Source organism: Paenarthrobacter sp. TAF1 (assembly GCF_052113825.1).
Lineage (GTDB): Bacteria > Actinomycetota > Actinomycetes > Actinomycetales > Micrococcaceae > Arthrobacter > Arthrobacter nicotinovorans.
The window spans coordinates 24605-47111 of sequence record NZ_JBFRDO010000016.1 but is presented as its reverse complement, the minus strand read 5'-3'; the positions used below and the strand labels follow the sequence as shown (position 1 = coordinate 47111).

Below are 22507 nucleotides of genomic sequence, written 5' to 3'. Positions count from 1 at the left end.
GATTGTTAACGCTGTTGTCAGTGTTGCCAATGTTACTGATGTTATCAATGGTGCAAGTGTGATCAGTGTGAATCTCTCATACTTATTCCGTGGACACAACAATTCCCGCGGGGGAAGATTCTTGATGCCATTTGTTGGTATGGGAATTGCAGGTAATAAGGGCTTCGACGTGGTCCCTTTCGGGCTCCGGCTAGGCGACGGGTGGGCCGGCATGGCAACCTTGATCCGTGAGTAATGTAGAAAGCCTTGTTTCCGAGTGGTTGCCGCTTCCGGATGTTGCCGGGTTGCTGGAAGTTTCCATCACCAAAGTCCATGGACTTTTGGATGAGCGTGCGCTCGTCGCCGTCAGGCGGGGAGAACGGAATATCCGCTCCGTCCCGGCCTTGTTTATTCAGGATGGCCATGTTGTGGACAGCTTGAAGGGGACCATTGCGGTCCTTAGTGACGCCGGCTACAACGACGAAGAGTTGATCACCTGGCTGTTTACTCCCGATGAATCACTGCGTGGCCGTCCCATTGACGCCTTGCGTGAGGGGCGTAAAACGGAGATCAGGCGCCGCGCCCAGTCGCTGGCCTGGTAATTGCGCCGGTTCACTTCCTAAAGCGGCAACTACTTAAAGCGACGACGACGGCGGTCCCCAAACCGCCGTCGTCGTCTCATGCCTTCTTTGCCTTGCTCCGCGCGGCTGACCTGCGCCCGGTGTCAGGCTGCGCGGCTGACGGCCGCTTCGGCCAGTTCTCCCAAAGCCTGCAGCGGGAGTGCATCCAGTGGCAGGCGTTCCAACGCTTCGAATGCGTCAGTGCTCAGCTGCGCGATCAGCGATTCCGTCGCGTCCAGAGCCCCGCAATCAACCATGAGATGGCGGATCCTGGCAACGTCCTCCTCAGCGAGTTCCGGGTTCCCCAGCATGCGGTCAAGGTAATCGGCTTCGGCCGCCGAAGCCTGATTAAGGGCAAAGCCAACCAGCACAGTGCGCTTGCCCTCCCGCAGGTCATCTCCGGCCGGCTTTCCTGTCGTTGCTGGGTCTCCAAAGACCCCAAGAACGTCATCGCGCATTTGGAACGCTTCACCGAGCGGGAGCGAAAAACCGGAGTACCCGGCAAGTAGTTCCGTGGAAGCACCGGCAAGGGCACCGCCCAATGCCAACGGATGTTCCGTGGAGTACTTGGCTGACTTGTAGCGGATGATGGAGCGGGCCCGGTCCACCGATCCCGCCCGGTCGCGCACGGGGCCGGCCACCTCTTCAAGGATGTCAAGGTATTGACCGGCCATCACCTCTGCCCGCATCACGTTGAAGATGCGGCGGGCAGGGCTCCCTGAAACGGCGCGGGGCCCAATCCCGGTAAAAGCCTCTTCGCTGAAGGAGAGACAGAGGTCACCGGTCAAAATTGCGGCAGCATCTCCAAAATGTTCGCTGTCCAGGGCCCAGCCGTTCGTTTCATGAAGCTGGCTGAACCGTTTGTGCACGCTTGGGCCGCCGCGCCGCGTATCGGAACGGTCGATGATGTCGTCGTGTATCAGTGCCGCAGCCTGGAAAAGTTCCAGGGCACATCCGGCTGTGACAATGTCCGCGTCGCCGGCGGGGCCGCCTGCGCCGCGCCAACCCCAGTAGCACATCAACGCCCTCAGCCGCTTGCCGCCGGTTACCAACGTCGAGATCGACCCGATGAGCGGATCGACGTCGGGTGAAACGGTAGCCATGACGTCGCGCTGTCCCGACAGGAAACTGCTGAGGCTGCCGGCGACGCCTTCAATGTATCGGGCCTGCTCTGACGCGACGGGGGACGCTGACGTCACTTGATGGACCCGGCTGCCACATTGGCGCCGATGGTGAAGGTAGAGACGCCTTCCTTTTGCATGATCGAGACATTCACTGTTTCACCATCACCGCGGACAAAGTCCAGGGAGGTGACGTTGCCCACCGCTTCCGGTCCGGGGACAAGCTTAAAGCCCTGGGCCTCGAGCGAGGACTTGTAGTAGTCCACCACGCCCTGCGGAGGCGCTTTGACGGTCCCTACCAGCGCCACGGTGGCCAGGGAGGCGTTCTTGTCGAAGCTGCTGGACCGTACCGAGGTGTTTGGCATGACGGGAATGAGCTTCTCAGGGAATCCGGGAACAAGCGCATTGACCGTGGCCGTGGCATTGGGGTCGGGTGCGCTGGACTCGGTGAACCCGGTGGTTTCAGGCGAGGGGGTGCTGCTCGCCGAAGACGCTGTCCCGGAGGGTGAGGGCGCCGGCGAAGCTGACGAAGATGAAGCAGCGCCGGTGGATGACGGAGCCGCCGAACCGCTGGGGGACGGCGTGCATGCGGAGACCGCCACTGCGACACTGACTGCGAGCAGGGCAAACCCTCGCGATTGAGGAGTTCCAAAGAGCTTCACAGGGTATCCTTCCTGGGGCTGAGCCGGACTTTGCCTCCAGTTTAGTCAGTGCCCGGGCATAGTATTGCCGTTGTGAGGCAGGAAGCACCCGGCGGCGAGTCAAGCGCTGGACACAGACCGGCCCGCAGCGCTGAAGAAGCCCTGCGGGAATTGAGGCGAACCAGCATCCTGCACGTTGATATGGACGCATTCTTTGTCTCCGTCGAACTCCGCAGCCGTCCCGAACTGCGGGGCAAGCCCGTGATCGTGGGATTCCCCGCGGACAGGTCCGTGGTCCTCTCTGCTTCCTATGAAGCCCGGACCACAGGGGTCAAGTCGGCCATGCCGATGTCCATTGCGATGAGGCGCTGTCCGGCGGCGGTCGTCATCAATCCCCGCCACACTCTGTACTACGAGGTGTCAGCGCAGCTCATGGAGATCTTCGGGTCCATTACGGACCTGGTGGAGCCTTTGAGCGTGGACGAAGCTTTCCTGGACGTTGGCGGGGCCATCCGCCGGCTGGGCACGCCCTTGGAAATTGGCCACCTCATCAGGCGCAGGGTCCAATCAGAGCTTGGCATCACGGCTTCCGTGGGGATTGCCGGCACCAAGTTCGTTGCCAAGATCGCCTCCACCCGGTGCAAACCCGACGGCATTTTGCAGATCGACGCCGAAGACACCCTTTCCTACCTTCACAGCCTTCCTGTTAGCGCCCTCTGGGGTGTGGGTGGCCAGACCGGGGAGGTCCTGGCGCGTATGGGCATCCGAACGGTCGCCGATGTGGCCGCCACACCCTTGTCCTCGCTGAAGAAGGTTCTTGGCGCAAGCGGGGAACATGTGTACAGGCTCTCCATGGGAATTGATCCCCGTCCAGTGACGCCCACCAGGGTTGAGAAGAGCATTGGTGCTGAAGAGACCTTCTCCGTAGACACAGCAGATGAAGAACTGCTGCACAGGGAGTTGTTGAGGTTGTCCCACCGGACGGCCAGTCGTCTCCGGAGTTCCGGAATGCTCGCACGGACGGTCGCCTTGAAGCTCCGGTATGCCGATTTCTCCACGGTGTCCCGGAGCCGCACTGTGCACACGCCGGTAGACAGTGCCCAGTTGATCTACCAGGTGGCCATGCAGCTGCTCGACTCCTTGGGCCCGCGTTCCATGAGCGTCAGGCTGGTGGGAGTGCGGGCGGAGCAATTGGAACCGGCAGGTCAGACGTCGATGCAATTGAGCCTGGACCGCCGGGATGACAACTGGCGGGCAGCCGAGCAGGCCCTGGACAGGGTTTCCCAGCGATTTGGTTCCAAAACCCTGCTTCCGGCCCGGCTCCTGGAACCCGGTAAACCTGCCTCGGAGGCCTGAACCCTGTGACCTTGGTCCCGCACGGCCCCAGGCGTCTTTCAGAACGGCCCCGGACAAACTATCCTATTTATTACAGAGATTTAGATCGTCTGGACAAACTGTTTCCTGAACAGTCGGCCCTGAGGTATCCGCTGAACCAAGAGGGTATTTTGGGAACGAAATTCTTGGTCCGATCGTTGGGGTAAACAGACGCACAGGACGCGTTATGTCCAGACGCTGGCTGACTAAAGGAGGTCGCGATGCCCCTCTCGGAGCACGAACAGAAGCTGCTTGAGCAACTTGAAAAGCAACTTCATGAGGACGATCCGAAGTTTGCCAACACCATGGGTTCGGATCCCATCCGCAGCTGGTCGACCAGGCATGTCATCATTGGCGTCCTTGGGGCAATCGCCGGCATTCTTCTCCTGCTGGTCGGCGTCTCGCTGCAGGCGATACCTGTGGGTGTCCTCGGCTTCATAGTCATGGGTGCTGGCGTGTACTTCGCGACGTTGCGTGGAGCGGCTTTCGGGAAATCCGGTAAGGGAAAGCCCGCCAAGGCCAAGCCCAAGAGCACCTTCATGAGCAGCCTCGAAGAGCGCTGGGATGAACGACGCCGCGACGACCACTGACGGAGGCCGTGTCACTTCTCCCGGCAGCAGGCCATCGTGAGTCAGTCGCGCCCCTGAGCCCGCTCGTGGATTAAACACTTCCAAAGCTTTGACAAGGACCCGCCAAGCGGGTCCTTTCGCATTTAAGGGTTGCAACGCCCGGCCCCTCCATTTCCCACCACCAGCTCCACTTTCCTCCCGCCGAAAGCGGTTTTGGGGTGCAGAGCGCTTCCCAGGCGCCTTTCAGCTTCCCGGCGCGGGACTTGGACGTCGGCCGACGTGTCGATACCTCCACTTCACTCCACCCCCGGAAAACCCGCGGCAATTCGGCCCCGAGGAATCTCAAAGTGGTGGAGAAACGCCCACGAGTGCGTTGACTGTGGTGCGTTGTGGAGTAAAGTGGAGCACATAAGAGGGTAGTGGCAGTGTTGGGTATGTACGGGCACCTTGACTGAGGGGCGGTGGGGCCAGTGTTTCTGGGCACTCACTCGCCGCGTCTCGATGAAAAGGGCCGGATCATACTTCCCGCCAAGTTTCGTGAGGAGCTTGCAGAGGGACTGGTCCTCACAAGGGGCCAGGAGCGCTGCATCTACGTCTTCAGCCAGAAGGAATTCGAACGTATCCACGAGTCGATGCGGGAAGCGCCATTGTCTTCCAAGCAGGCACGTGACTACATCCGGGTCTTTCTGTCCGGAGCCTCGGACGAAGTACCTGACAAGCAGGGGCGCGTGACCATTCCACCGGCGCTCCGTGCATACGCAGGCTTGGGAAGGGAGCTGGCAGTGATTGGTGCCGGCACCCGGGCCGAGATCTGGGATGCAGACGCTTGGAACGAGTACCTCAACGAGAAGGAAGCAGCCTTCTCGGAAACGGATGACGACAATCTGCCCGGGTTCATCTAACCGGTCGGTGGAAGCAGTACCGCTTCTTGAATGGGATCTCCAGCCGCCCATCGGACAGTCTTCCTGGCTCAACTTCCCCTGAGCCAGGCCGGCGGACGATAGGCGCGGATGGGGATCCGGTTCAAGAATCACCATGCACGTAACTGAGGAAAGAGGAGGCAGCGTGGAAGAGCAGGACGCGGCAAAGCCCACATCGGAGCGCCACGTGCCCGTCCTGAAAGACCGCTGCATCAACCTGCTCGCTCCCGGCTTCGAAGCTGCCAGGAGCAGGGGAGAGACTCCTGTTGCCATCGATGCGACTCTCGGCATGGGTGGGCACTCCGAAGCGATGCTGCAGCGCTTTCCCGATCTTCACCTCGTTGGCATTGACCGGGACGAAGAAGCACTTTCACTGGCCGGCGCCCGGCTGGAGCCCTTTTCGCAGCGCACTGACCTTGTTCACGCCGTCTATGACGAGATCGAGGACGTGCTGGCTGACCTCGGAATTCCGGAGGTCCACGGCATCCTGATGGACCTGGGAGTTTCCTCGCTGCAGCTGGACGAACGCGAACGTGGATTCGCCTACTCCTATGACGCTCCTCTGGACATGCGCATGGACACGAGCCGCGGGCAGACCGCCGCCGACGTCGTGAACACCTACAGCGAAGAAGATCTTGTCCGCATCATCCGCAAATGGGGCGAGGAGAAGTTCGCCGGACGGATTGCCAACAGGATCGTCAACGCGAGGGCGGAGAAGCCATTTGCCACCACGGGCGAGCTCGTGGAGCAGATTCGCAGCGTGGTTCCTGCCGCCGCAGCGAAAAGCGGGGGACACCCTGCCAAGCGCACCTTCCAGGCTTTGCGCATCGAGGTCAACGAGGAACTCGATGTCCTGGAACGCGCAGTTCCGGCCGCAGTGGCCGCCACGGCGTTGGGTGGCCGCGTGGTGGTGATGTCCTATCACTCGCTGGAAGACAAGATCGTCAAGTCCGTATTCCAGAAGGGCTCGAAATCCTCGGCGCCGCTCGGGTTCCCGGTGGAGCTCGAGGAACACAAAGCTGAATTGAAGACAATCACCAAAGGCACGGAAGTGCCCACAGCGGCAGAAATCGCAGAGAACCCGCGCGCGGCTTCTGCGCGGCTGAGGGCCGTCGAACGCATCAAATCGAGGAGAGACGCATGAGCAACGCCGCAGCGAGGACTTTGCCCTCCGTGGTGGGCAACACTGCCCGCGCGCTTCCAACACCGGCAGGGAAGCCGGATGTCGCCCGCCGGCCGCGCACGCCGCTCTCCGTTGTACGCAGTGCTCCCGGCAGGCGCAGGACCCCCTTCGTGGTTCTGTGCTTCGTGGCCATGGCAGCGGCGCTCCTGACGGTCCTGGTGCTGAACATCTCCGTGTCGACGGCGCAGTACCAGCTGGTGCAGCTCAAGGCGCAGGCCGCGACCCTTAACAAGGAAAACCAGGACCTGACACAGAAGAAGCAGAACTTCGAAGCTCCCCAGAATCTGGCCGCCAAGGCTACAGAATTGGGTATGGTTCCTTCCACGGTCAAAGGCCAGATCGACCTGAACACCATGACGGTGACCGGGAAGGCTACTCCCGCAGTCAAGGGCGACAGCCCCGGGGCTGTTCTTGCTCCTCCGGCCGTCGGGGGCGTATTGGATGTTGTTCCCTCGGTGACCACCAAGGATCCTTTGGAGAACCTCAAGCCAGTCACCCCCGCGGCGCCGGCAGCGTCGGCCGCGCAGGCAACTGCGTCGGCAGCTCCGGCGTCCCCGGCAGCGAAACCGCCGGTGGATCTTCATGGAGGGTCGGTCCCGGCCCCCCAGCAGAAGACTCCCGGACAGTAGTCCATCCGTCCACTGAACCAAGGCCAGCAGCAAGGAATCAACGTGGCTCAGAACCCCGGCACATCGAATAAAACGAAGACGCCGGCGGCACGAAGGCGGCTGCGCGTTGGGCTCGGCATCATGCTGACCCTGCTGCTGGTGGTCGGGGGCAAGTTGTTCATGGTCCAGGGCCTGGACATGGGCGGGATGGCCGAGGCTGCCCTTGCCAAGCGCCTGACCCCCCAGGTCCTCCCTGCTGAGCGTGGGCAGATCCTGGACGCGAACGGCACTGTTCTGGCCAGCAGCGTCATTCGGTACAACATCGTCGTCGACCAGACCGTGAATACGAACACCGAGACGTTCCACCGCTACAACGAGAAAACGGAAAAGCTCGACGAAATCACGCGTGACCAGGGCATTGCTGATCTTGCGGCCTTGCTCGGGACCGACGTCGCCAAGGTCCGGGAGTCCCTGACGGGGGATAAGCGCTACTTTGTGGTCGCCAAGGACATCAAGCCTGAGCTGGAGGACCGGATCACCAAGCTCTACATCCCGGGACTCAAAGCTGAAGGCATCAGCAAACGCGTCTACCCGAATGGCAGTGTGGCCGGAGGGGTAGTGGGTTTCCTCAAGGACGGGACCACCGGCCAGGCGGGCATCGAGCAAACCCAGGACGAGATTCTCCGCGGTACTGAAGGCAAGCGCGTCTTCGAGATCGGTGCCGACGGCCTCCGTATTCCCGTGGCCACTGATGAACTGACACCCGCCGTCGACGGCAGTGACGTCAAACTGACCATCAATACCGACATCCAGTACTTCGCTCAACAGGCTATTCAGAGCCAGGTCAACAAAATGAATGCCGAGTGGGGTTCGATCGTCGTGATCGACACGAAGACCGGCAACCTCATCGCCCTGGCCGACACCAATGCCCCGGACCCGAACGACCCAGGCAAAGTCGACGCCAAGGACCGTGGCGTGCGTTCGGTGACTGCCGCCTACGAGCCCGGCTCCGTCCAGAAGATGATCACCGCTGCGGCGGCAATCGAGGAGGGCAAGTCCTTCCCGCTGGACCACTTCACCATTCCGCCCGCATACACCATTGACGGACAGACCTTCACGGACGCTTTCGAGCACGGCACCGAAGAACGCACCCTCGCCGGCATCCTGGGCTGGTCCATGAACACCGGCACCGTGATGGTCGGGAGCCGCCTGAGCAAAGAGCAGCGGTATGACTGGCTGAAGAAGTTCGGCATCGGAGAGCAGACGGACATCGGGCTGCCGGCCGAAGCGACGGGCATCCTCGCCACGCCAGACCAATGGGATGAACGCCAGCAGTACACGGTGCTCTTCGGACAGGGCGTGTCGCAGTCGACGCTGCAGACGGTCCGGGCCTTCCAGAGCATCGCCAACAACGGGGTGATGCTCCAACCCCGGCTGATTGACGGTTACATCGGCCCCGACGGCCAGGAGCAGAAGGCCCCTGCCAAGGATCCGCGCCAAGTGGTCTCGAAGGAGACCGCCCAACAGGTCAGGGACATCCTGGAGAGCGCAGTGACCGAGGGACAGATCAAGGATGCCGCCATCGACGGCTACCGTGTCGGCGCCAAGACCGGTACGTCCCAAGCCCCGCGTGAGGACGGACTGCCGGGCTTCGATGGCTACACTGCCTCGATGGTTGGCATGGCCCCCATGGATGACCCCCGGTTCATCGTGGAAGTGGTCTTGCAGCGCCCCAAGGGAAACATCTATGGAGTCACCAACGGCCCGGTGTTCCGGTCAGTGATGGCACAGGTCCTGAGGACCTACAACGTGGCCCCATCCACCGGGACTCCCGCGCGGCTGCCCCAGTTCGTCAAGTAAGCTTCTTGGGCGTCTGTTTCGGTCACCATTCGATCCACCACTAACGGCCCGGGCGCCGCTGGCCCCCGGCCGGTCGTTCCACGAGCACCAACGGAGAACCACGTGTCAGAGCACAAAGAGGCAGCTTCCAATACCGCGACGCCGGATGCCGGACGGTCAGCTTTCCGTCCCGCATCCGTTGCTGCGGTGCCCCTGGCGGCCATAGCGGGAGCGCTGGGAGTAACGGCCCCTGACGGCAGCCAGGACCTTGGCGTCACCGGCATCACGCTCAATTCCCGTGCCGTTGAACCGGGCGATCTCTACATGGCCCTGCCGGGCGCCACGCGCCACGGTGCCGATTTCGTACCCCAGGCCGTGGAGGCCGGTGCCGTCGCAGTGGTTACGGACGACGCCGGTGCACGCCAGCTTGCGCTGGCAACGGAGCAGCCCGTCCCTGTCCTCATCATTGCGGAGCCGCGGGCCGCCGTCGGGCCTTTGTCCGCGCTGATCTATCGCAGCCAACCGGAGGATGCGGCCTTCCCGTCGCTTTTCGGCGTCACGGGGACCAATGGCAAGACCACCACCACTTACTTCATCAACTCGCTGCTGCGTGCCTTGGGCAAGCAGCCGGGCCTGATCGGGACCATCGAGATAGTGGCCGGGGGAGAACCCATCCCGAGCCTCCTGACCACCCCGGAGTCCCCGGATGTCCACGCACTGCTCGCATTGATGCGGGAGCGGGGCCTGGACGCGGCGTCCATGGAGGTTTCATCGCACGCGATCTCCTACCGCCGGGTGGACTCTGTCATGTTCGACGTCGCTGGATTCACCAACCTCACCCAGGACCATCTGGACCTCCACGGCAGCATGGAGGAGTACTTCAACACCAAGGCCGAACTCTTCACCGCCGGACGTGCACGCCAGGCTGTTGTCACGGTCGACGACGAATGGGGCCGCAAGCTTGCCGGCCTGGCGGATATTCCGGTCACCACGCTTTCAGCGGCTTCTTCCAGTGGCGCCCCGGACGCTGACTGGCACGTCGCGTCCATCAACCCGCGCGGGTTGGGTTCGGAATTCGAACTGCACCACACGGACGGCCGGACTTTGCGGGTCCACACCGGCTTGCCGGGCGACTTCAACGTGGCAAACGCGGCGTTGGCTACCGTCATGGTCCTGGCGTCCGGGGTGAATGAATCCGAGCTCCAGGACGCCTTGGATGCCCACGATCCTTTTACGGTTGCTGTTCCCGGGCGCATGCAGCTCGTCTCCACGGAGCCCGCCGCCGTTGTTGATTTTGCCCACAATCCTGATGCCCTGGCCCGTGCACTGATGGCGGTCCGGTCACCGGAGGAAGAGTCGCGCGTCATCGTGGTTTTTGGCGCCACAGGACAACGTGACCAAGGCAAAAGGCCTACCATGGGCGCAATCGCGGCCCGTCTGGCCGACGTCGTGATTATCAGCGATGACGACCCCCACGATGAGGATGCCGCCGCCATCCGCGCTGAGGTGCTGGCGGGCGCCTTTGCTGCGCGGGAGGGAGAGAACCTGGGCAGCGAGATCATCGAGTCCTACCCGAGGGATGCTGCCATCCGCCTCGCCGTTGACCTGGCGACGGCGAAGGACACCATCCTCATCGCAGGACGCGGCCACGAGGTGTGGCAGGAAGTACAAGGCGTAAACCTCGCCCTGGACGACAGGGTCGAGTTGCGGGCCGCCTTGACATCCAAGGGATTCAGCGTTYCATCCGACCAGCGGATAGAGTCCTAAACCGAGATGATTGCACTTACTGCGGCGGAGATCGCCGACATCACCCATGGCCGTTTGACCGGAGATCCGGGCATCGTGCCCTCCTCTGTGGTTACTGACTCACGGGAGGCGACGCCCGGCTCGTTGTACGTGGCCAAACCCGGCGAGCACGCCGATGGCCACGACTTCGTCGATGCCGCGTTTGAGCGTGGCGCCGTTCTGGTCCTCGCCGAACGTGAGGTGACCGATGCCCACGGCAGCCCATATCCCGCCGTCGTGGTCGATGACGCTGTCCTGGCCATGGGCGCCCTGGCGGCTGAAGCGGTCCGGCGCATCCGGGCCGACCGCGAACAGCGCGGCGAGCAGTTCACGGTTGTTGGAATCACCGGCTCAGCCGGCAAGACCACCACCAAGGATCTCCTTGCCGGCGTGTTGTCGACGGCAGGCGCCACTGTGGCGCCACAGGGTTCGTACAACGGCGAGGTGGGTGTTCCGCTCACGGTTTTCGCCGCTGACACCGATACGCGCTTCCTTGTCATCGAGATGGGTGCCACCGGCCTGGGCCACATCAAGTACCTCGCGGAGATGGTCAAGCCGGACATCGGTGTAGTCCTGGTAGTCGGGACCGCCCATGCCGGCGAATTCGGCGGTGTGGAGAACATCGCCAAAACCAAGGGTGAACTGGTCGAAGCCCTTAGCGAAAACGGCACTGCGGTCATCAACCTCGACGACGGCCGCGTAGCTGCCATGCGCGCCCGCACCAAGGCCAAGGTCCTGGGGTTCACGGCCTCGCCCGCTACCACCGAAGAGGTGGAAGCCCGCAACGTCGTGGTCAACGACCAGGGCTTCCCCGACTTCGACCTCATACTTCCCGACGGCGGCCCTTCTGTTCCGGTGCGGAGCCGCCTGATCGGTGGCCACCACGTGACCAACCTGCTCGCAGCTGCGTCAGCGGCTTTTGCGGCCGGGATTCCAGCCGTCGACATCGCCTCGTCACTCAGCTCCCAGTCGGCAGCCAGCCGTTGGCGCATGGAGCGAACAGAACGTGAAGACGGCGTGACCATCATCAACGATGCCTACAACGCGAACCCGGAATCCATGCGCGCTGCTCTGCGCACTCTTGCAGACCTTGGACAAGGCAGGAGGACCTGGGCTGTCCTTGGCGCCATGCTCGAGCTGGGCGAAGACTCCATCCGCGAACACACTGCGGTTGGCACTCAGGTGGTCCGGCTGAACATCTCCAGGCTGGTGGTGGTGGGACGCGAAGCCCGCGCCCTCTATGTCTCTGCCATCCAGGAAGGCTCCTGGGGGGATGAATGTTCCTTCACCGAGACTGTGGAGGAAGCATACGAACTCCTGCAGAACGAACTCAGACCAGGCGACCTCGTGTTGTTCAAGTCCTCCAATGGTGTGGGGCTCAGGCACTTGGGGGATCGGATAGCATTACCTCCACGGGCCGAGCCCACCGGAGAAAGCGCGGCTGAAGCTGCCGCAAGCGAAGGGAACGAGCAGCTGTGATTGCACTTTTGATCGGCGCCGGCGTCGCCCTTCTGGTGGCCTTGATAGGCACACCCCTCTTCATCAGGTTCCTGGTAGCCAAGAGTTACGGGCAGTTCATCCGCGATGACGGCCCCACTTCGCACCACACCAAGCGCGGCACCCCCACCATGGGCGGGACCGTCGTGGTGGCGGCTGTGCTCATCAGCTACTTTGTGACGCACCTGATCATGTGGATGATGAACCCGCGGTCCGCCGGGCCATCGGCGTCAGGTCTTCTTCTGCTGTTCCTCATGGTCGGCATGGGCTTCGTGGGATTCCTGGATGACTACATCAAGATCTCGAACAAACGCAGCCTGGGCCTGAACGCCCGAGCCAAACTCATCCTCCAGGCAGCCGTTGGCATCATCTTCGCCGTGCTCGTCCTGCAGTTCCCGAATGAGGACGGGCTCCGTCCGGCCTCGACGCAGATCTCGCTGGTGCGGGATATTCCCTGGCTGGATCTCGCCTTCGGCGGGACAGTACTGGGCGCTATCTTGTTCATTGTCTGGTCCAACCTGATCATCACGGCAGCAACCAATGGCGTGAACCTGACAGACGGCCTGGACGGGCTGGCCGCCGGAGCATCCATCATGGTCTTCGGCGCCTACACCATCATGGGTATCTGGCAGAACAACCAAGCATGCGGTTCACCCAAGGAAGCGGGCAGCGGTTGCTACCAGGTCCGCGACCCCATGGATCTGGCCTTGCTCGCGGCCATCCTCAGCGCAGCCCTGGTCGGGTTCCTCTGGTGGAATACGTCACCGGCCAAGATCTTCATGGGCGACACCGGCTCGCTGGCAATCGGCGGAGCCGTGGCAGCATTTGCCATCCTTTCCCGGACGGAGCTGCTGTTGGCTTTCATCGGCGGCCTGTTCGTGCTCATTACCCTGTCGGTCATCATCCAAGTGGGCTTCTTCAAGCTCTCAGGCGGTAAACGGGTGTTCAAAATGGCCCCGCTCCAGCACCACTTCGAACTGAAGGGCTGGGCCGAGGTCACCGTGGTGGTCCGCTTCTGGATCCTCGCCGGGCTGTTCGTGGCCGCAGGTTTGGGAATTTTCTACGCTGAATGGGTGGTGCTGCTGTGAACGAGACCCCTGGAACCATGTCCTCTTCATCCGACCGGCTCAAGGAGCTGACCAGCTGGGATTCCAACTGGAGCGGGCTGCGGGTCGTGGTGACGGGTATCGGCCTGTCCGGCTTTTCCGCTGCCGACACCCTGATTGAGCTCGGAGCCAAGGTAGTAGTGGTGGACGCCGCAACCACCGACAAAGCCAAAGCTCAGGCAGACACCCTGAAAATCGTCGGCGCCGTTGACGTCCTGCTGGGGGAGGACGCTGTCAGCACCCTCCCGCTGATTGAGGACAGCCTGCCCGACCTCGTGGTAACTTCTCCCGGCTGGCGTCCGGATCAAGCCCTGCTGGCGGCGGCCAAGCGCAAGCACATCGCCGTGTGGGGCGACGTCGAATTGGCGTGGCGTCTCCGGGTCCGTGAAGGGCGCAAGACCACCGACTGGCTGACCATCACCGGCACCAACGGCAAAACCACCACGGTGGGGATGACCGAGTCAATGCTGCAGGCTGCCGGCTTGAAGGCCATCGCGGTCGGCAATGTTGGAACGCCGATCCTGGACGCCCTGCGGGACCCGGTGGACTATGACGTCTTTGCTGTGGAACTGTCCAGCTTCCAGTTGCATTGGAGTCACTCGCTCTCGCCCGTGGCAAGTGTGTGCCTCAATGTCGCGGAGGACCATGTGGACTGGCACGGTTCCTATGCGTCCTACCTCGCGGACAAGGCCAAGGTGTACGAGAACACCCAAAAGGCAGCGATCTACAACGCCGAGCAAATCGAAACCGAGCGCATGGTCGAGAATGCGGACGTTGTGGAGGGTTGCCGGGCCATCGGTTTTACCACCAACACTCCTGCCATCAGCATGCTGGGCGTCGTGGACGGTCTGCTGGTGGACCGCGCTTTCATCGCCGAACGCAAGGATTCGGCAGCGGAACTGGCCGCGATGACAGATCTTGGCCCGGTGGCCCCGCGCCACATGGTGGCCAACGCGCTGGCCGCCGCGGCATTGGTCCGGGCCTACGGTGTGGAACCCTCGGCTGTGAAGCAGGGACTGGTCAACTACCTCCCCGGCGCGCATCGGATCCAACTGGTAGCCAAGCACAACGGCATCCTGTGGATCAACGACTCGAAGGCGACGAATCCGCATGCGGCATCGGCGGCACTCTCGGCCTTCCAGAACGTGGTGTGGATTGCCGGCGGCCTGTCCAAGGGCGTCAACTACGACGAGCTGGTCAAGGAACATGCACGGCGGCTCAAGACCGTGGTGCTCATCGGAACCGACACCGCCTCGCTGGAGGCCTCCCTCCAGCGACACGCGCCGGATGTCCCGGTGATAGCCCAGGCCAAGGGTGACACTGAGAGTGTGCAGACCGCAGCCGGTAACGCCGCTTCGCCAATTTTCGGCGAGACCATCATGGCCCAGGCCGTGGCGTCCGCAGCCGGAGTGGCAACCTCGGGCGATACCGTCCTCATGGCACCAGCGGCTGCATCCATGGATCAGTTCTCTTCCTACGCTCACCGTGGCGACGCATTCGTCCAGGCAGTTCGCGAGCTTGTGGAAGGGCAGGCACAGACCACCGAGGAGTAACAATGGTCAGCACGCCCACCCGCACCCGCGGCAAAGAGCCACGGGACGGGAAGAACAAGGCCACGCCCCCGGCCGCCAGGCAGCCCAAAGGGTTACGCCGGCACTGGCGCAGCTTCTGGGAGGGCCTCGAAGGCAAAAGCAAGGCGCCCAACAGCTCCACTTACTACCTCATTCTCGGTTGTGCCCTGGCGTTGACGGCCATTGGCATCATGATGGTGTTGTCCGCTTCCAGCGTCGAAGCCATCTCGGAGGGAAAGTCCCCCTACGCGGATGCGTTGAAGCAGGCCGTGTTCGGCGTCGTCGGCCTGGTCGCCATGTACGTCATTTCACGAACCAACGTGAACTGGATGAAGAAACTTTCCTGGTGGGCTCTTGGCGCCGTCGTGGTCCTCCTGGCCTTGGTCCAGGTCATGGGCAACAGCGTCAACGGAAACAAGAACTGGATCGACATCGGCGGTGTCACGCTCCAGCCTTCGGAGATGTCCAAGCTGGTCCTTTGTGTCTGGATTGCCGCCGTGCTTGCCCGGAAACAAAAGCTCCTTAACCGGTGGATGCATGTGATCATCCCGGTTGTGCCGGGTGCCGGACTGGTCATCGGTTTGGTGATGCTCGGTAATGACCTCGGAACAGTCATTGTCATTGCAGCCATCGCCGCCGCAGGGCTCTACTTCGCCGGCGTTCCGGGGCGCATGCTCGGCATCGCCGGCGCCGTGGGTATCGTCGGGGCTGTGCTGGCCACCGTCAGCAGCTCCAACCGGATCTGCCGCATCACGTCATGGCTCGGAACGGCGTCCGCGACGTGCACCGAACAGTTCGACTTCGATTTCCAGTCAACGAACGGCATGTACGGCCTGGCCCAGGGTAGCTGGACAGGCCTGGGCCTTGGCCAGAGCCGGCAGAAGTACAACTGGCTTCCGGAAGCCCACAACGACTTCATCTTCGCCATCATCGGTGAGGAGCTCGGCCTTGTGGGAACCATTGTGGTCCTGGTGCTGTTTGCCATCCTGGGCATTGCGATTTTCCGGGTCGTGGTCCGCCAGACGGACCCGTTCCAACGGACCCTTGCCGGCGGCATCATGGTGTGGCTCCTGGGCCAGGCGAGCATGAACATGGCGGTGGTAACGCAGTTGCTGCCAGTGGTGGGAGTGCCTTTGCCGTTCATCTCATATGGCGGTTCGGCGCTGATCATGTCCCTGTGCGGTGTGGGCGTAGTGTTGTCCTTGGCCCGCGGCCAGCTGCCACCCCAGCAACGTCCACGATTCCTGCCGCGCCGCTCACCCAAACCCGCACGAAAGCGTACCTAGCACTTCATGACTTCTGATTCCCACGCGACCAAGCCTTTGTCCGTCGTCCTCGCAGGCGGCGGAACTGCCGGGCACATCAGCCCTTTGCTCGCCATTGCTGATGCCATCAGGGAAAAGCGTCCGGAGGCGTCCATCCTGACTGTTGGCACGCCGTCGGGAATGGAAACCAGGCTCATCCCGGCGGCCGGTTACGAGCTCGCCACCATTGACCGTGTCCCGTTCCCCCGACGGCCTTCCGTTGATCTGCTCAAGCTTCCGGGCCGCCTGGGCGGGGCAGTCAAGCAAGCCCGCCGGATCCTGGAGAACGCACGAGCCGACGTCCTGGTAGGTGTCGGCGGCTACGTCTGCACCCCCCTGTACCTTGCAGCACGGAAGCTCGGCATCCCGATCGTGGTCCACGAAGCCAACATGAAGGCAGGGCTGGCCAACCGGGTCGGCGCCCGGTTCAGCAACCACGTCGCCGTGGCTTTTGCCGGTACCCGCCTGAGGGGCGCACGCCATGTAGGCATGCCCATGCGGCGTGCCATCTCCACTCTCGACCGGAGCGCAGCGGGTCCGGCTGCCAAAGCCATGCTCGGCCTCGATGCGGACCGGCCGGCCCTGATCGTGACCGGAGGCTCTTCCGGAGCGCTCAGCATCAACCGTGCCATCGCCGCAGCTTTGCCTGCCTTCGGGGCTGCAGGGGTCCAGACGCTCCACATCACAGGTGTTGGCAAAGCCGTCAAGAACGACGACGGCGGCCTGCTGGCCGGTGAAGGCTACCGGCAGGTTGAGTACGTGGACGGGATGGAGAACGTCTACGCTGCTGCTGACGTCCTGCTGGCCCGCGCGGGAGCCGGAACGGTTAGCGAAGTGGCAGCAGTCGGCGTGCCGGCGGTCTTTGTGCCGTTGCCGATCGGAAACGGGGAGCAGGCCCTGAACGCGGCTCCCTTGGTGGAAGCCGGCGGTGCGTTGTTGATCGCGGACCAGGACCTTGACCCGCAGTGGCTGGAACGCGAGCTCATTCCCCTGCTCTCGGACCGCGAACGACTGAACGACATGGCCCGGAAATCCGAGGCCCTTGGTATTAGAAACGCCGATCAGCGCATGGCTGATCTCGTCCTGGAAGCGGTATCCGCATGACCACCAGCATCGCACCCCTTGAGACCCTCGGCCGGGTCCACTTCATTGGTATCGGCGGTGTCGGCATGTCCGCCGTTGCACGCATCATGGTTGCCCGTGGAGTTACCGTAAGCGGCAGCGACGCCAAGGATCTGCCAGTCATGCAGGATCTGGCTGCTGCCGGAGCACGCATCGCCGTCGGGTACGACGCGGCAAACCTGGGTGACGCCCAGACCATCGTCGCTGGATCAGCCATCCGGGCCGACAATCCTGAACTCGTGGCGGCACGAAGTGCCGGGCTGCCTGTCCTGCACCGCTCAGAAGGCCTGGCGGCCACCATGGCGGGACACCGGGTGGTCACGGTAGCCGGTACGCACGGGAAGTCCACCACAACGTCCATGGTTGCAGTCCTGCTCAAGGAAGCCGGCCTGGACCCGTCCTTCGCCATTGGGGCGAACGTCCCCGCGCTTGGGGTCAATGCAGCCCATGGCTCCTCGGATATTTTCGTGGCCGAGGCGGACGAATCAGACGGCTCATTCCTGAACTACCAGCCGCTCATCTCCGTCGTGACGAATGTCGAAGCGGACCATTTGGACCACTACGGCACACCCGAAGCTGTCTTTGCTTCCTTCGACGCGTTCGCAGCGCTGCTGCCCGCCGACGGCGTACTGCTGGCGTGCGCCGACGACCCCGGAGCGCTGGCACTCGCCGAACGAACAGCGGCCAAGGAAAGCACCCGGGTCTTGACGTACGGAACGTCACCCGACGCAGACGTCAGGCTCCACGATGGTGGACCCGGAGAGGTGTCGGTGGGTCTTGGCAACGACATTCACCGCCTCGAACTCCAGGTACCCGGACGCCACAACGCGCTCAACGCAGCGGCTGCCTTCGCCGTCGCGCTTGAACTGGGGGTGGCCCCTGCGGCTGCCGCGGCAGCGCTGGGACACTTCACTGGAGCCTCGCGCCGGTTCGAGCTGAAGGGGCAGGGGAGGAGCGTGCGGGTCTACGACGACTACGCACACCACCCCACGGAAGTCCGTGCCGCCCTGTCTGCTGCCCGTTCGGTAGCCGGCGGCCACAAAGTCCACGTTCTCTTCCAGCCGCACCTCTTCTCGCGCACGCGGGAATTCGCCGGGGAGTTTGCCTCGGCACTCGGGGCGGCAGATACAGCGCTGATCCTGGATATATATCCGGCGCGCGAGGACCCGATTCCCGGCGTGACCAGTTCGCTGATCTCCGACCGGCTGTCGAATGGGCGCCTGGTTACCGGGGCCGAGGCCGTGGACGCCATTGCGGCGGTTGCAACGGAGGGCGACGTGGTGATCACGGTGGGGGCCGGGGACGTTACAGCCTATGGTCCCGCCATTGTGGAGGCGTTGGGTGGCTAGCACCCGGAAGCCCACGTTCAAGCCGGCTGCCCGCCAACCGGAACCTGCGGCGGGCCGTTCGGCCAAGCCCGGGGGCCATGACTCCGGCGCCATCATCAGTGCGCAACGGGATCTTGAACCTGACGTGAAACCGGCAGATAAAGCCGGCCGCAAGTTGCCTGAGAAGACTGCTGACAAAGCCCCCGGAAAACCTGCCGGGAAGTCCGGCGGGAAGGCAGGCGCGACGGCAACCAAGTCTGCTGCGTCATCCGGGGACAACATCATTGCGTTCCCCGAACCCAAGCGCAGGCGCCAACGCCGCATCGTGTGGTGGACGGTTTCCGTGGTGACAGCATTTATTGCCGTGCTTATTGCCGGGGCCATCTTCTCGCCGGTATTGGCAGTACGGACCATCACGGTTGACGGCACCACCCTGCTGACGCCCGACGCCGTGCAGAAGGCGTTGTCCGGCCTCGAGGGCAAGCCGCTGCCGCAGGTCACTGAGCAGGACATCAATGAGCTCCTTAAGCCCCTGGTCCAGGTCCGATCGGCAACCATGGAGGCCCGGCCGCCGTCGGGGCTGTTGGTGCATGTCAACGAGCGTGTTCCGGTGGCGCTGTTGAAGCAGGGCGATTCCTACATCATGGTTGACGTTGATGGGGTCCAGTTGGGTGCGACGCAGGATCCTTCTGCCGTGGCACTGCCGTTGATCGATGCTGGTGCCGGATCGACCAATACGGAATTGTTCAAGGCGATCGCCGCGGTCCTGGATACCTTGCCTGCGGATGTCCGGGCCCGGATGTCGACGGCGTCTGCGGCTTCGGTCGACGCCGTGGAACTCAAACTCGTGGACGGAAAGACTGTAGTGTGGGGCAATGCCGAGGACAGGGAGCTGAAGGCGAAGGCACTTGAGGCACTGCTCAAGATGCCTGCCGATCCGAAGGTTCCCGTCAGCGTCTATGACGTCAGTGTTCCACGGCATCCATTCACCAAATAGGCAGCTTTGACGATGTAAATCCACTGCCGCCGGTAGCCCTTAATTTGCGACATTCCCACGACACGCGCAAGCGGTCATTGCATGTGCGAACCATAGGAAATACCGTCGCAGTAGAGTTACTTGACATAACTATAACCTTCAACTAGAGGGTTAAGGTCCAAGGATTCAAGTTGGACTCGATCAGTTTCGCTATAGGACACAAGCAAGGGGCACGAAACGTGGCAGCACCGCAGAATTACCTGGCCGTCATCAAGGTCGTCGGCATCGGCGGCGGTGGCGTGAACGCAGTCAACCGCATGATCGAGGTCGGCCTTCGGGGAGTCGAGTTCATCGCCATCAATACTGACGCGCAGGCGCTGCTCATGAGCGACGCCGATGTCAAGCTTGACGTCGGCCGCGAGCTGACGCGCGGCCTTGGCGCCGGCGCAAACCCTGAGGTCGGCAAGCAGGCCGCCGAGGACCACGCTGATGAGATCGAAGAAGTTCTCCGCGGCGCTGACATGGTCTTCGTAACCGCCGGCGAGGGCGGTGGCACCGGAACCGGTGGCGCCCCTGTTGTTGCGCGCATCGCCCGCTCCCTGGGCGCGCTGACCATTGGTGTGGTCACCCGTCCGTTCACGTTCGAGGGCCGTCGCCGTGCAGGTTCTGCCGAGGCCGGAATCGACGCCCTCCGCGATGAAGTCGACACTTTGATCGTGATCCCCAACGATCGCCTCCTGTCCATCAGTGACCGCAATGTCTCTGTCCTTGACGCCTTCCGTTCCGCGGACCAGGTGCTCCTCTCAGGTGTCCAGGGCATCACGGACCTCATCACCACCCCCGGCCTCATCAACCTGGACTTCGCCGACGTCAAGTCGGTCATGCAGGGTGCCGGCTCGGCCCTGATGGGCATTGGCTCGGCCCGCGGCGAGGACCGCGCGGTCAAGGCAGCGGAACTTGCCATTGCCTCGCCGCTCCTGGAGGCTTCCATCGATGGTGCGCATGGTGTTCTGCTCTCCATCCAGGGTGGCTCGGACCTCGGCCTCTTCGAAATCAACGAGGCAGCCCGCCTTGTCCAGGAAGTTGCCCACCCTGAGGCCAACATCATCTTCGGTGCTGTTATCGACGACGCCCTTGGCGACGAAGCACGCGTAACTGTCATCGCTGCAGGCTTTGACGACGTCAAGGCCACTTCGCCGTCCATGGACCAGTCCCGTCCGGCCCAGAACCCCGTACCGGCCGACCGCCCTGCGGCGCCGTCCAGCGCGCCGTCGAACGCTGCGGCTCCGCAGCACGCAACGGCTGGCATCGGCGCCGCCGGCTTGAGCAACTGGGGCCAGCAGCGTCCTGCCGCGTTGCCCGCGGACTCAGGCTTCGACGTCGACCTCCCCGCAGTGGTGGAGCCCGATCTTTCGGGCAGCCGCTCGGACGATCTCGATGTTCCTGACTTCCTGAAGTAAGCCACGTTCGGAGAAGAAGTACTTGGTGTTTTTGTGGCGCGATGAGGTCCGGCCCGGCGTCTCAGTAGCATTCACTGATACGGGCGCCGGGAACCTGGCCCTCCACGTGGGGGACAATCCCGGCGACGTGCAGCTCCGCCGTACCGGGGTGGAGCAGTCGGCAGGGTTGGGCTCCAAGCGATTCCAATTCATGGACCAAGTGCATGGAAACCATGTGGAGTTCATCGCTTCGCACGGTTCCGGGCCCACCGCCGATGCCATGGTGTCTGCGGCCGTACTGCCCAACGGTGCGCCCCAACCGTTGGCGGTTATGGTCGCCGATTGCGTACCGGTGGTTCTGGTAGGGATCGACTCCGGAGATCGCCCCGTTATCGCCGTGGCCCACGCCGGTCGCCCGGGTGTTGCCGCCGGAATCGTTTCTTCCACGGTGGCCGAAATGCGGCACCGGGGTGCACTGGATATCCAGGCATGGGTGGGTCCCTCAATCTGCGGAAACTGCTATGAGGTCCCGGAGCAGTTGCGGTCCGAGGTTGCGGAAAAGGTTCCTGCGACGTGGTCTTCCACGTCGTGGGGAACTCCCTCCCTGGACCTGCCTGCGGGAGTCCGGGCCCAGTTGGACGCTGCCGGCGTTGCCGTGGAGTACCTGGGGGAGTGCACGTTGGAGAGCGACTCGCTGTTTTCATACCGGAGGGACTCCCGTACCGGTCGATTCGCAGGATTGGTGTGGACGCATGACTAGCCCAGGCAACGGCGACGCCCCGCGGCACGGTGACGCGCGTTCTGCGGAACTTGCGGAGCGTCTCGATGCTGTAAGTCACCGGATCAAGGCCGCTACTGTTGCCGCCGCCCGCTCCGACACTCCCCGGCTGATCGTCGTGACCAAGTTCCATCCCGCGGACGATGTCCGCAGGTTGGCCGCCCTCGGGATCACCGATGTTGGAGAAAATCGCGACCAGGAGGCCGCCGCAAAGGCTGCCGGGCTTACTGAACTGGACATCCGCTGGCATTTCATCGGCCAGCTTCAAAGCAACAAGGCCAAATCCGTGGCCAAATATGCGTCTTCGGTCCAATCGATCGACAGGCCCCAACTGGTTGATGCCCTGGCAAAGGCTGTCGCCCGTGAGCAGGACGCCACGGGCAGGGCAGACCTTGATTGCTTCATCCAGGTCAGCTTGGAGAACGACGCCGGTACCCACCGGGGCGGTGCCGCTCCGGCAATGGTCGGGGACCTCGCCGCCCGGATCGAGTCGGCGGCCGGCCTGCGTTTGTGCGGGCTCATGGCGGTCGCGCCACTCGGCGCGGACCCCGAAGAAGCGTTCGCGAACCTGGCCGGCATTTCTGCCGCACTGCGTGCCGACCATCCGTCCGCGACGGCGATTTCCGCCGGCATGAGCCAGGACCTGGAGGCCGCTGTGAAGTTCGGGGCGACACACCTGAGAATTGGCTCCGATATTCTCGGTTCACGTCCGGCCGTGGGGTAGCGTCAAAGTATTGGAATGACGGG

At 63.0% G+C, this 22507-nt stretch carries 21 protein-coding genes; 19 read left to right on the top strand and 2 right to left on the bottom strand.

Annotated features, from left to right (window positions below; translation table 11 throughout):
- Positions 1–227 precede the first annotated feature (227 nt).
- On the top strand, positions 228–581 hold the full coding sequence (locus AB4Y81_RS17410; RefSeq protein ID WP_018779279.1) for an Rv2175c family DNA-binding protein: 354 nt from the start codon (positions 228–230) through the stop codon (positions 579–581).
- Between the two features lie 122 nt (positions 582–703).
- Here the strand turns inward: AB4Y81_RS17410 and AB4Y81_RS17405 are convergent, their stop codons facing one another.
- Both AB4Y81_RS17405 and AB4Y81_RS17400 read right to left on the bottom strand, forming a co-directional pair.
- A complete protein-coding gene (locus AB4Y81_RS17405; protein WP_055977799.1) occupies positions 704–1798 on the bottom strand; it encodes a polyprenyl synthetase family protein in 1095 nt (364 codons plus the stop codon).
- A complete protein-coding gene (locus tag AB4Y81_RS17400) occupies positions 1795–2085 on the bottom strand; it encodes a hypothetical protein (RefSeq protein WP_307730322.1) in 291 nt (96 codons plus the stop codon). The genes AB4Y81_RS17405 and AB4Y81_RS17400 overlap by 4 nt, the downstream gene beginning before the upstream one ends.
- Here AB4Y81_RS17400 and AB4Y81_RS17395 point away from each other — a divergent pair.
- From AB4Y81_RS17395 to AB4Y81_RS17310, 18 genes are all read left to right on the top strand, one after another.
- Entirely contained in the window at positions 2084–2362 is a 279-nt protein-coding gene (locus AB4Y81_RS17395; RefSeq protein ID WP_306765510.1) for a hypothetical protein, read from the top strand. The two genes, AB4Y81_RS17400 and AB4Y81_RS17395, sit on opposite strands and share 2 nt — an antisense overlap.
- Positions 2363–2454: 92 nt before the next feature.
- Entirely contained in the window at positions 2455–3717 is a 1263-nt protein-coding gene (dinB, locus tag AB4Y81_RS17390; protein ID WP_189075744.1) for a DNA polymerase IV, read from the top strand.
- A 239-nt stretch (positions 3718–3956) separates the two neighbouring features.
- Positions 3957–4325, top strand: coding sequence for a DUF3040 domain-containing protein (locus AB4Y81_RS17385; protein WP_039240730.1), 369 nt, complete (start codon positions 3957–3959; stop codon positions 4323–4325).
- 449 nt (positions 4326–4774) lie between these two features.
- Positions 4775–5206: a division/cell wall cluster transcriptional repressor MraZ gene (gene mraZ / locus AB4Y81_RS17380; protein ID WP_018779285.1), complete on the top strand. Its 432-nt coding sequence runs from the start codon at positions 4775–4777 to the stop codon at positions 5204–5206.
- Positions 5207–5369: 163 nt separating this feature from the next.
- The gene (gene rsmH / locus AB4Y81_RS17375; protein WP_018779286.1) at positions 5370–6368 is read left to right on the top strand and encodes a 16S rRNA (cytosine(1402)-N(4))-methyltransferase RsmH; all 999 of its coding nucleotides are present in this window, start codon (positions 5370–5372) and stop codon (positions 6366–6368) included.
- The gene (locus tag AB4Y81_RS17370; protein WP_189075743.1) at positions 6365–7036 is read left to right on the top strand and encodes a hypothetical protein; all 672 of its coding nucleotides are present in this window, start codon (positions 6365–6367) and stop codon (positions 7034–7036) included. The genes rsmH and AB4Y81_RS17370 overlap by 4 nt, the downstream gene beginning before the upstream one ends.
- A 42-nt stretch (positions 7037–7078) precedes the next feature.
- Positions 7079–8875, top strand: a complete 1797-nt coding sequence (locus tag AB4Y81_RS17365; RefSeq protein ID WP_018779288.1) for a peptidoglycan D,D-transpeptidase FtsI family protein — start codon at positions 7079–7081, stop codon at positions 8873–8875.
- A gap of 102 nt (positions 8876–8977) precedes the next feature.
- Positions 8978–10621 carry a UDP-N-acetylmuramoyl-L-alanyl-D-glutamate--2,6-diaminopimelate ligase gene (locus AB4Y81_RS17360; protein ID WP_441996349.1) on the top strand — a complete coding sequence of 548 codons (1644 nt, stop codon included), beginning with the start codon at positions 8978–8980 and terminating at the stop codon, positions 10619–10621.
- 6 nt (positions 10622–10627) lie between these two features.
- Entirely contained in the window at positions 10628–12118 is a 1491-nt protein-coding gene (locus AB4Y81_RS17355) for a UDP-N-acetylmuramoyl-tripeptide--D-alanyl-D-alanine ligase (RefSeq protein ID WP_416430039.1), read from the top strand.
- On the top strand, positions 12115–13224 hold the full coding sequence (mraY, locus tag AB4Y81_RS17350) for a phospho-N-acetylmuramoyl-pentapeptide-transferase (RefSeq protein ID WP_018779291.1): 1110 nt from the start codon (positions 12115–12117) through the stop codon (positions 13222–13224). The genes AB4Y81_RS17355 and mraY overlap by 4 nt, the downstream gene beginning before the upstream one ends.
- On the top strand, positions 13206–14795 hold the full coding sequence (murD, locus tag AB4Y81_RS17345; protein WP_441996348.1) for a UDP-N-acetylmuramoyl-L-alanine--D-glutamate ligase: 1590 nt from the start codon (positions 13206–13208) through the stop codon (positions 14793–14795). Before mraY ends, murD begins: the two co-directional genes overlap by 19 nt.
- Before the next feature lie 2 nt (positions 14796–14797).
- Positions 14798–16099, top strand: a complete 1302-nt coding sequence (gene ftsW, locus AB4Y81_RS17340; protein WP_441996347.1) for a putative lipid II flippase FtsW — start codon at positions 14798–14800, stop codon at positions 16097–16099.
- A gap of 6 nt (positions 16100–16105) precedes the next feature.
- A complete protein-coding gene (gene murG / locus AB4Y81_RS17335) occupies positions 16106–17221 on the top strand; it encodes an undecaprenyldiphospho-muramoylpentapeptide beta-N-acetylglucosaminyltransferase (protein WP_441996346.1) in 1116 nt (371 codons plus the stop codon).
- Positions 17218–18588 carry a UDP-N-acetylmuramate--L-alanine ligase gene (gene murC / locus AB4Y81_RS17330; RefSeq protein WP_441996345.1) on the top strand — a complete coding sequence of 457 codons (1371 nt, stop codon included), beginning with the start codon at positions 17218–17220 and terminating at the stop codon, positions 18586–18588. The genes murG and murC overlap by 4 nt, the downstream gene beginning before the upstream one ends.
- Positions 18581–19564 (top strand): FtsQ-type POTRA domain-containing protein, encoded by a 984-nt coding sequence (locus tag AB4Y81_RS17325; protein ID WP_441996344.1) that lies wholly within the window; start codon positions 18581–18583, stop codon positions 19562–19564. The genes murC and AB4Y81_RS17325 overlap by 8 nt, the downstream gene beginning before the upstream one ends.
- 218 nt (positions 19565–19782) lie before the next feature.
- Positions 19783–21003 carry a cell division protein FtsZ gene (ftsZ, locus tag AB4Y81_RS17320; RefSeq protein ID WP_018779297.1) on the top strand — a complete coding sequence of 407 codons (1221 nt, stop codon included), beginning with the start codon at positions 19783–19785 and terminating at the stop codon, positions 21001–21003.
- Between the two features lie 25 nt (positions 21004–21028).
- Positions 21029–21742: a polyphenol oxidase family protein gene (locus AB4Y81_RS17315; protein ID WP_441996343.1), complete on the top strand. Its 714-nt coding sequence runs from the start codon at positions 21029–21031 to the stop codon at positions 21740–21742.
- Positions 21735–22484 (top strand): YggS family pyridoxal phosphate-dependent enzyme, encoded by a 750-nt coding sequence (locus tag AB4Y81_RS17310; RefSeq protein WP_422758427.1) that lies wholly within the window; start codon positions 21735–21737, stop codon positions 22482–22484. The genes AB4Y81_RS17315 and AB4Y81_RS17310 overlap by 8 nt, the downstream gene beginning before the upstream one ends.
- Positions 22485–22507 lie beyond the last annotated feature (23 nt).

Coding starts and splice junctions, on each gene's coding strand:
- AB4Y81_RS17395 (WP_306765510.1), top strand. CDS start 2,084: ATGACGGGAATGAGCTTCTCAGGGAATCCGGGAACAAGCGCATTGACC.
- AB4Y81_RS17400 (WP_307730322.1), bottom strand. CDS start 2,085: ATGCCAAACACCTCGGTACGGTCCAGCAGCTTCGACAAGAACGCCTCC.
- AB4Y81_RS17385 (WP_039240730.1), top strand. CDS start 3,957: ATGCCCCTCTCGGAGCACGAACAGAAGCTGCTTGAGCAACTTGAAAAG.
- AB4Y81_RS17370 (WP_189075743.1), top strand. CDS start 6,365: ATGAGCAACGCCGCAGCGAGGACTTTGCCCTCCGTGGTGGGCAACACT.
- AB4Y81_RS17355 (WP_416430039.1), top strand. CDS start 10,628: ATGATTGCACTTACTGCGGCGGAGATCGCCGACATCACCCATGGCCGT.
- murD (WP_441996348.1), top strand. CDS start 13,206: ATGGGTGGTGCTGCTGTGAACGAGACCCCTGGAACCATGTCCTCTTCA.
- ftsW (WP_441996347.1), top strand. CDS start 14,798: ATGGTCAGCACGCCCACCCGCACCCGCGGCAAAGAGCCACGGGACGGG.
- murG (WP_441996346.1), top strand. CDS start 16,106: ATGACTTCTGATTCCCACGCGACCAAGCCTTTGTCCGTCGTCCTCGCA.
- murC (WP_441996345.1), top strand. CDS start 17,218: ATGACCACCAGCATCGCACCCCTTGAGACCCTCGGCCGGGTCCACTTC.
- AB4Y81_RS17310 (WP_422758427.1), top strand. CDS start 21,735: ATGACTAGCCCAGGCAACGGCGACGCCCCGCGGCACGGTGACGCGCGT.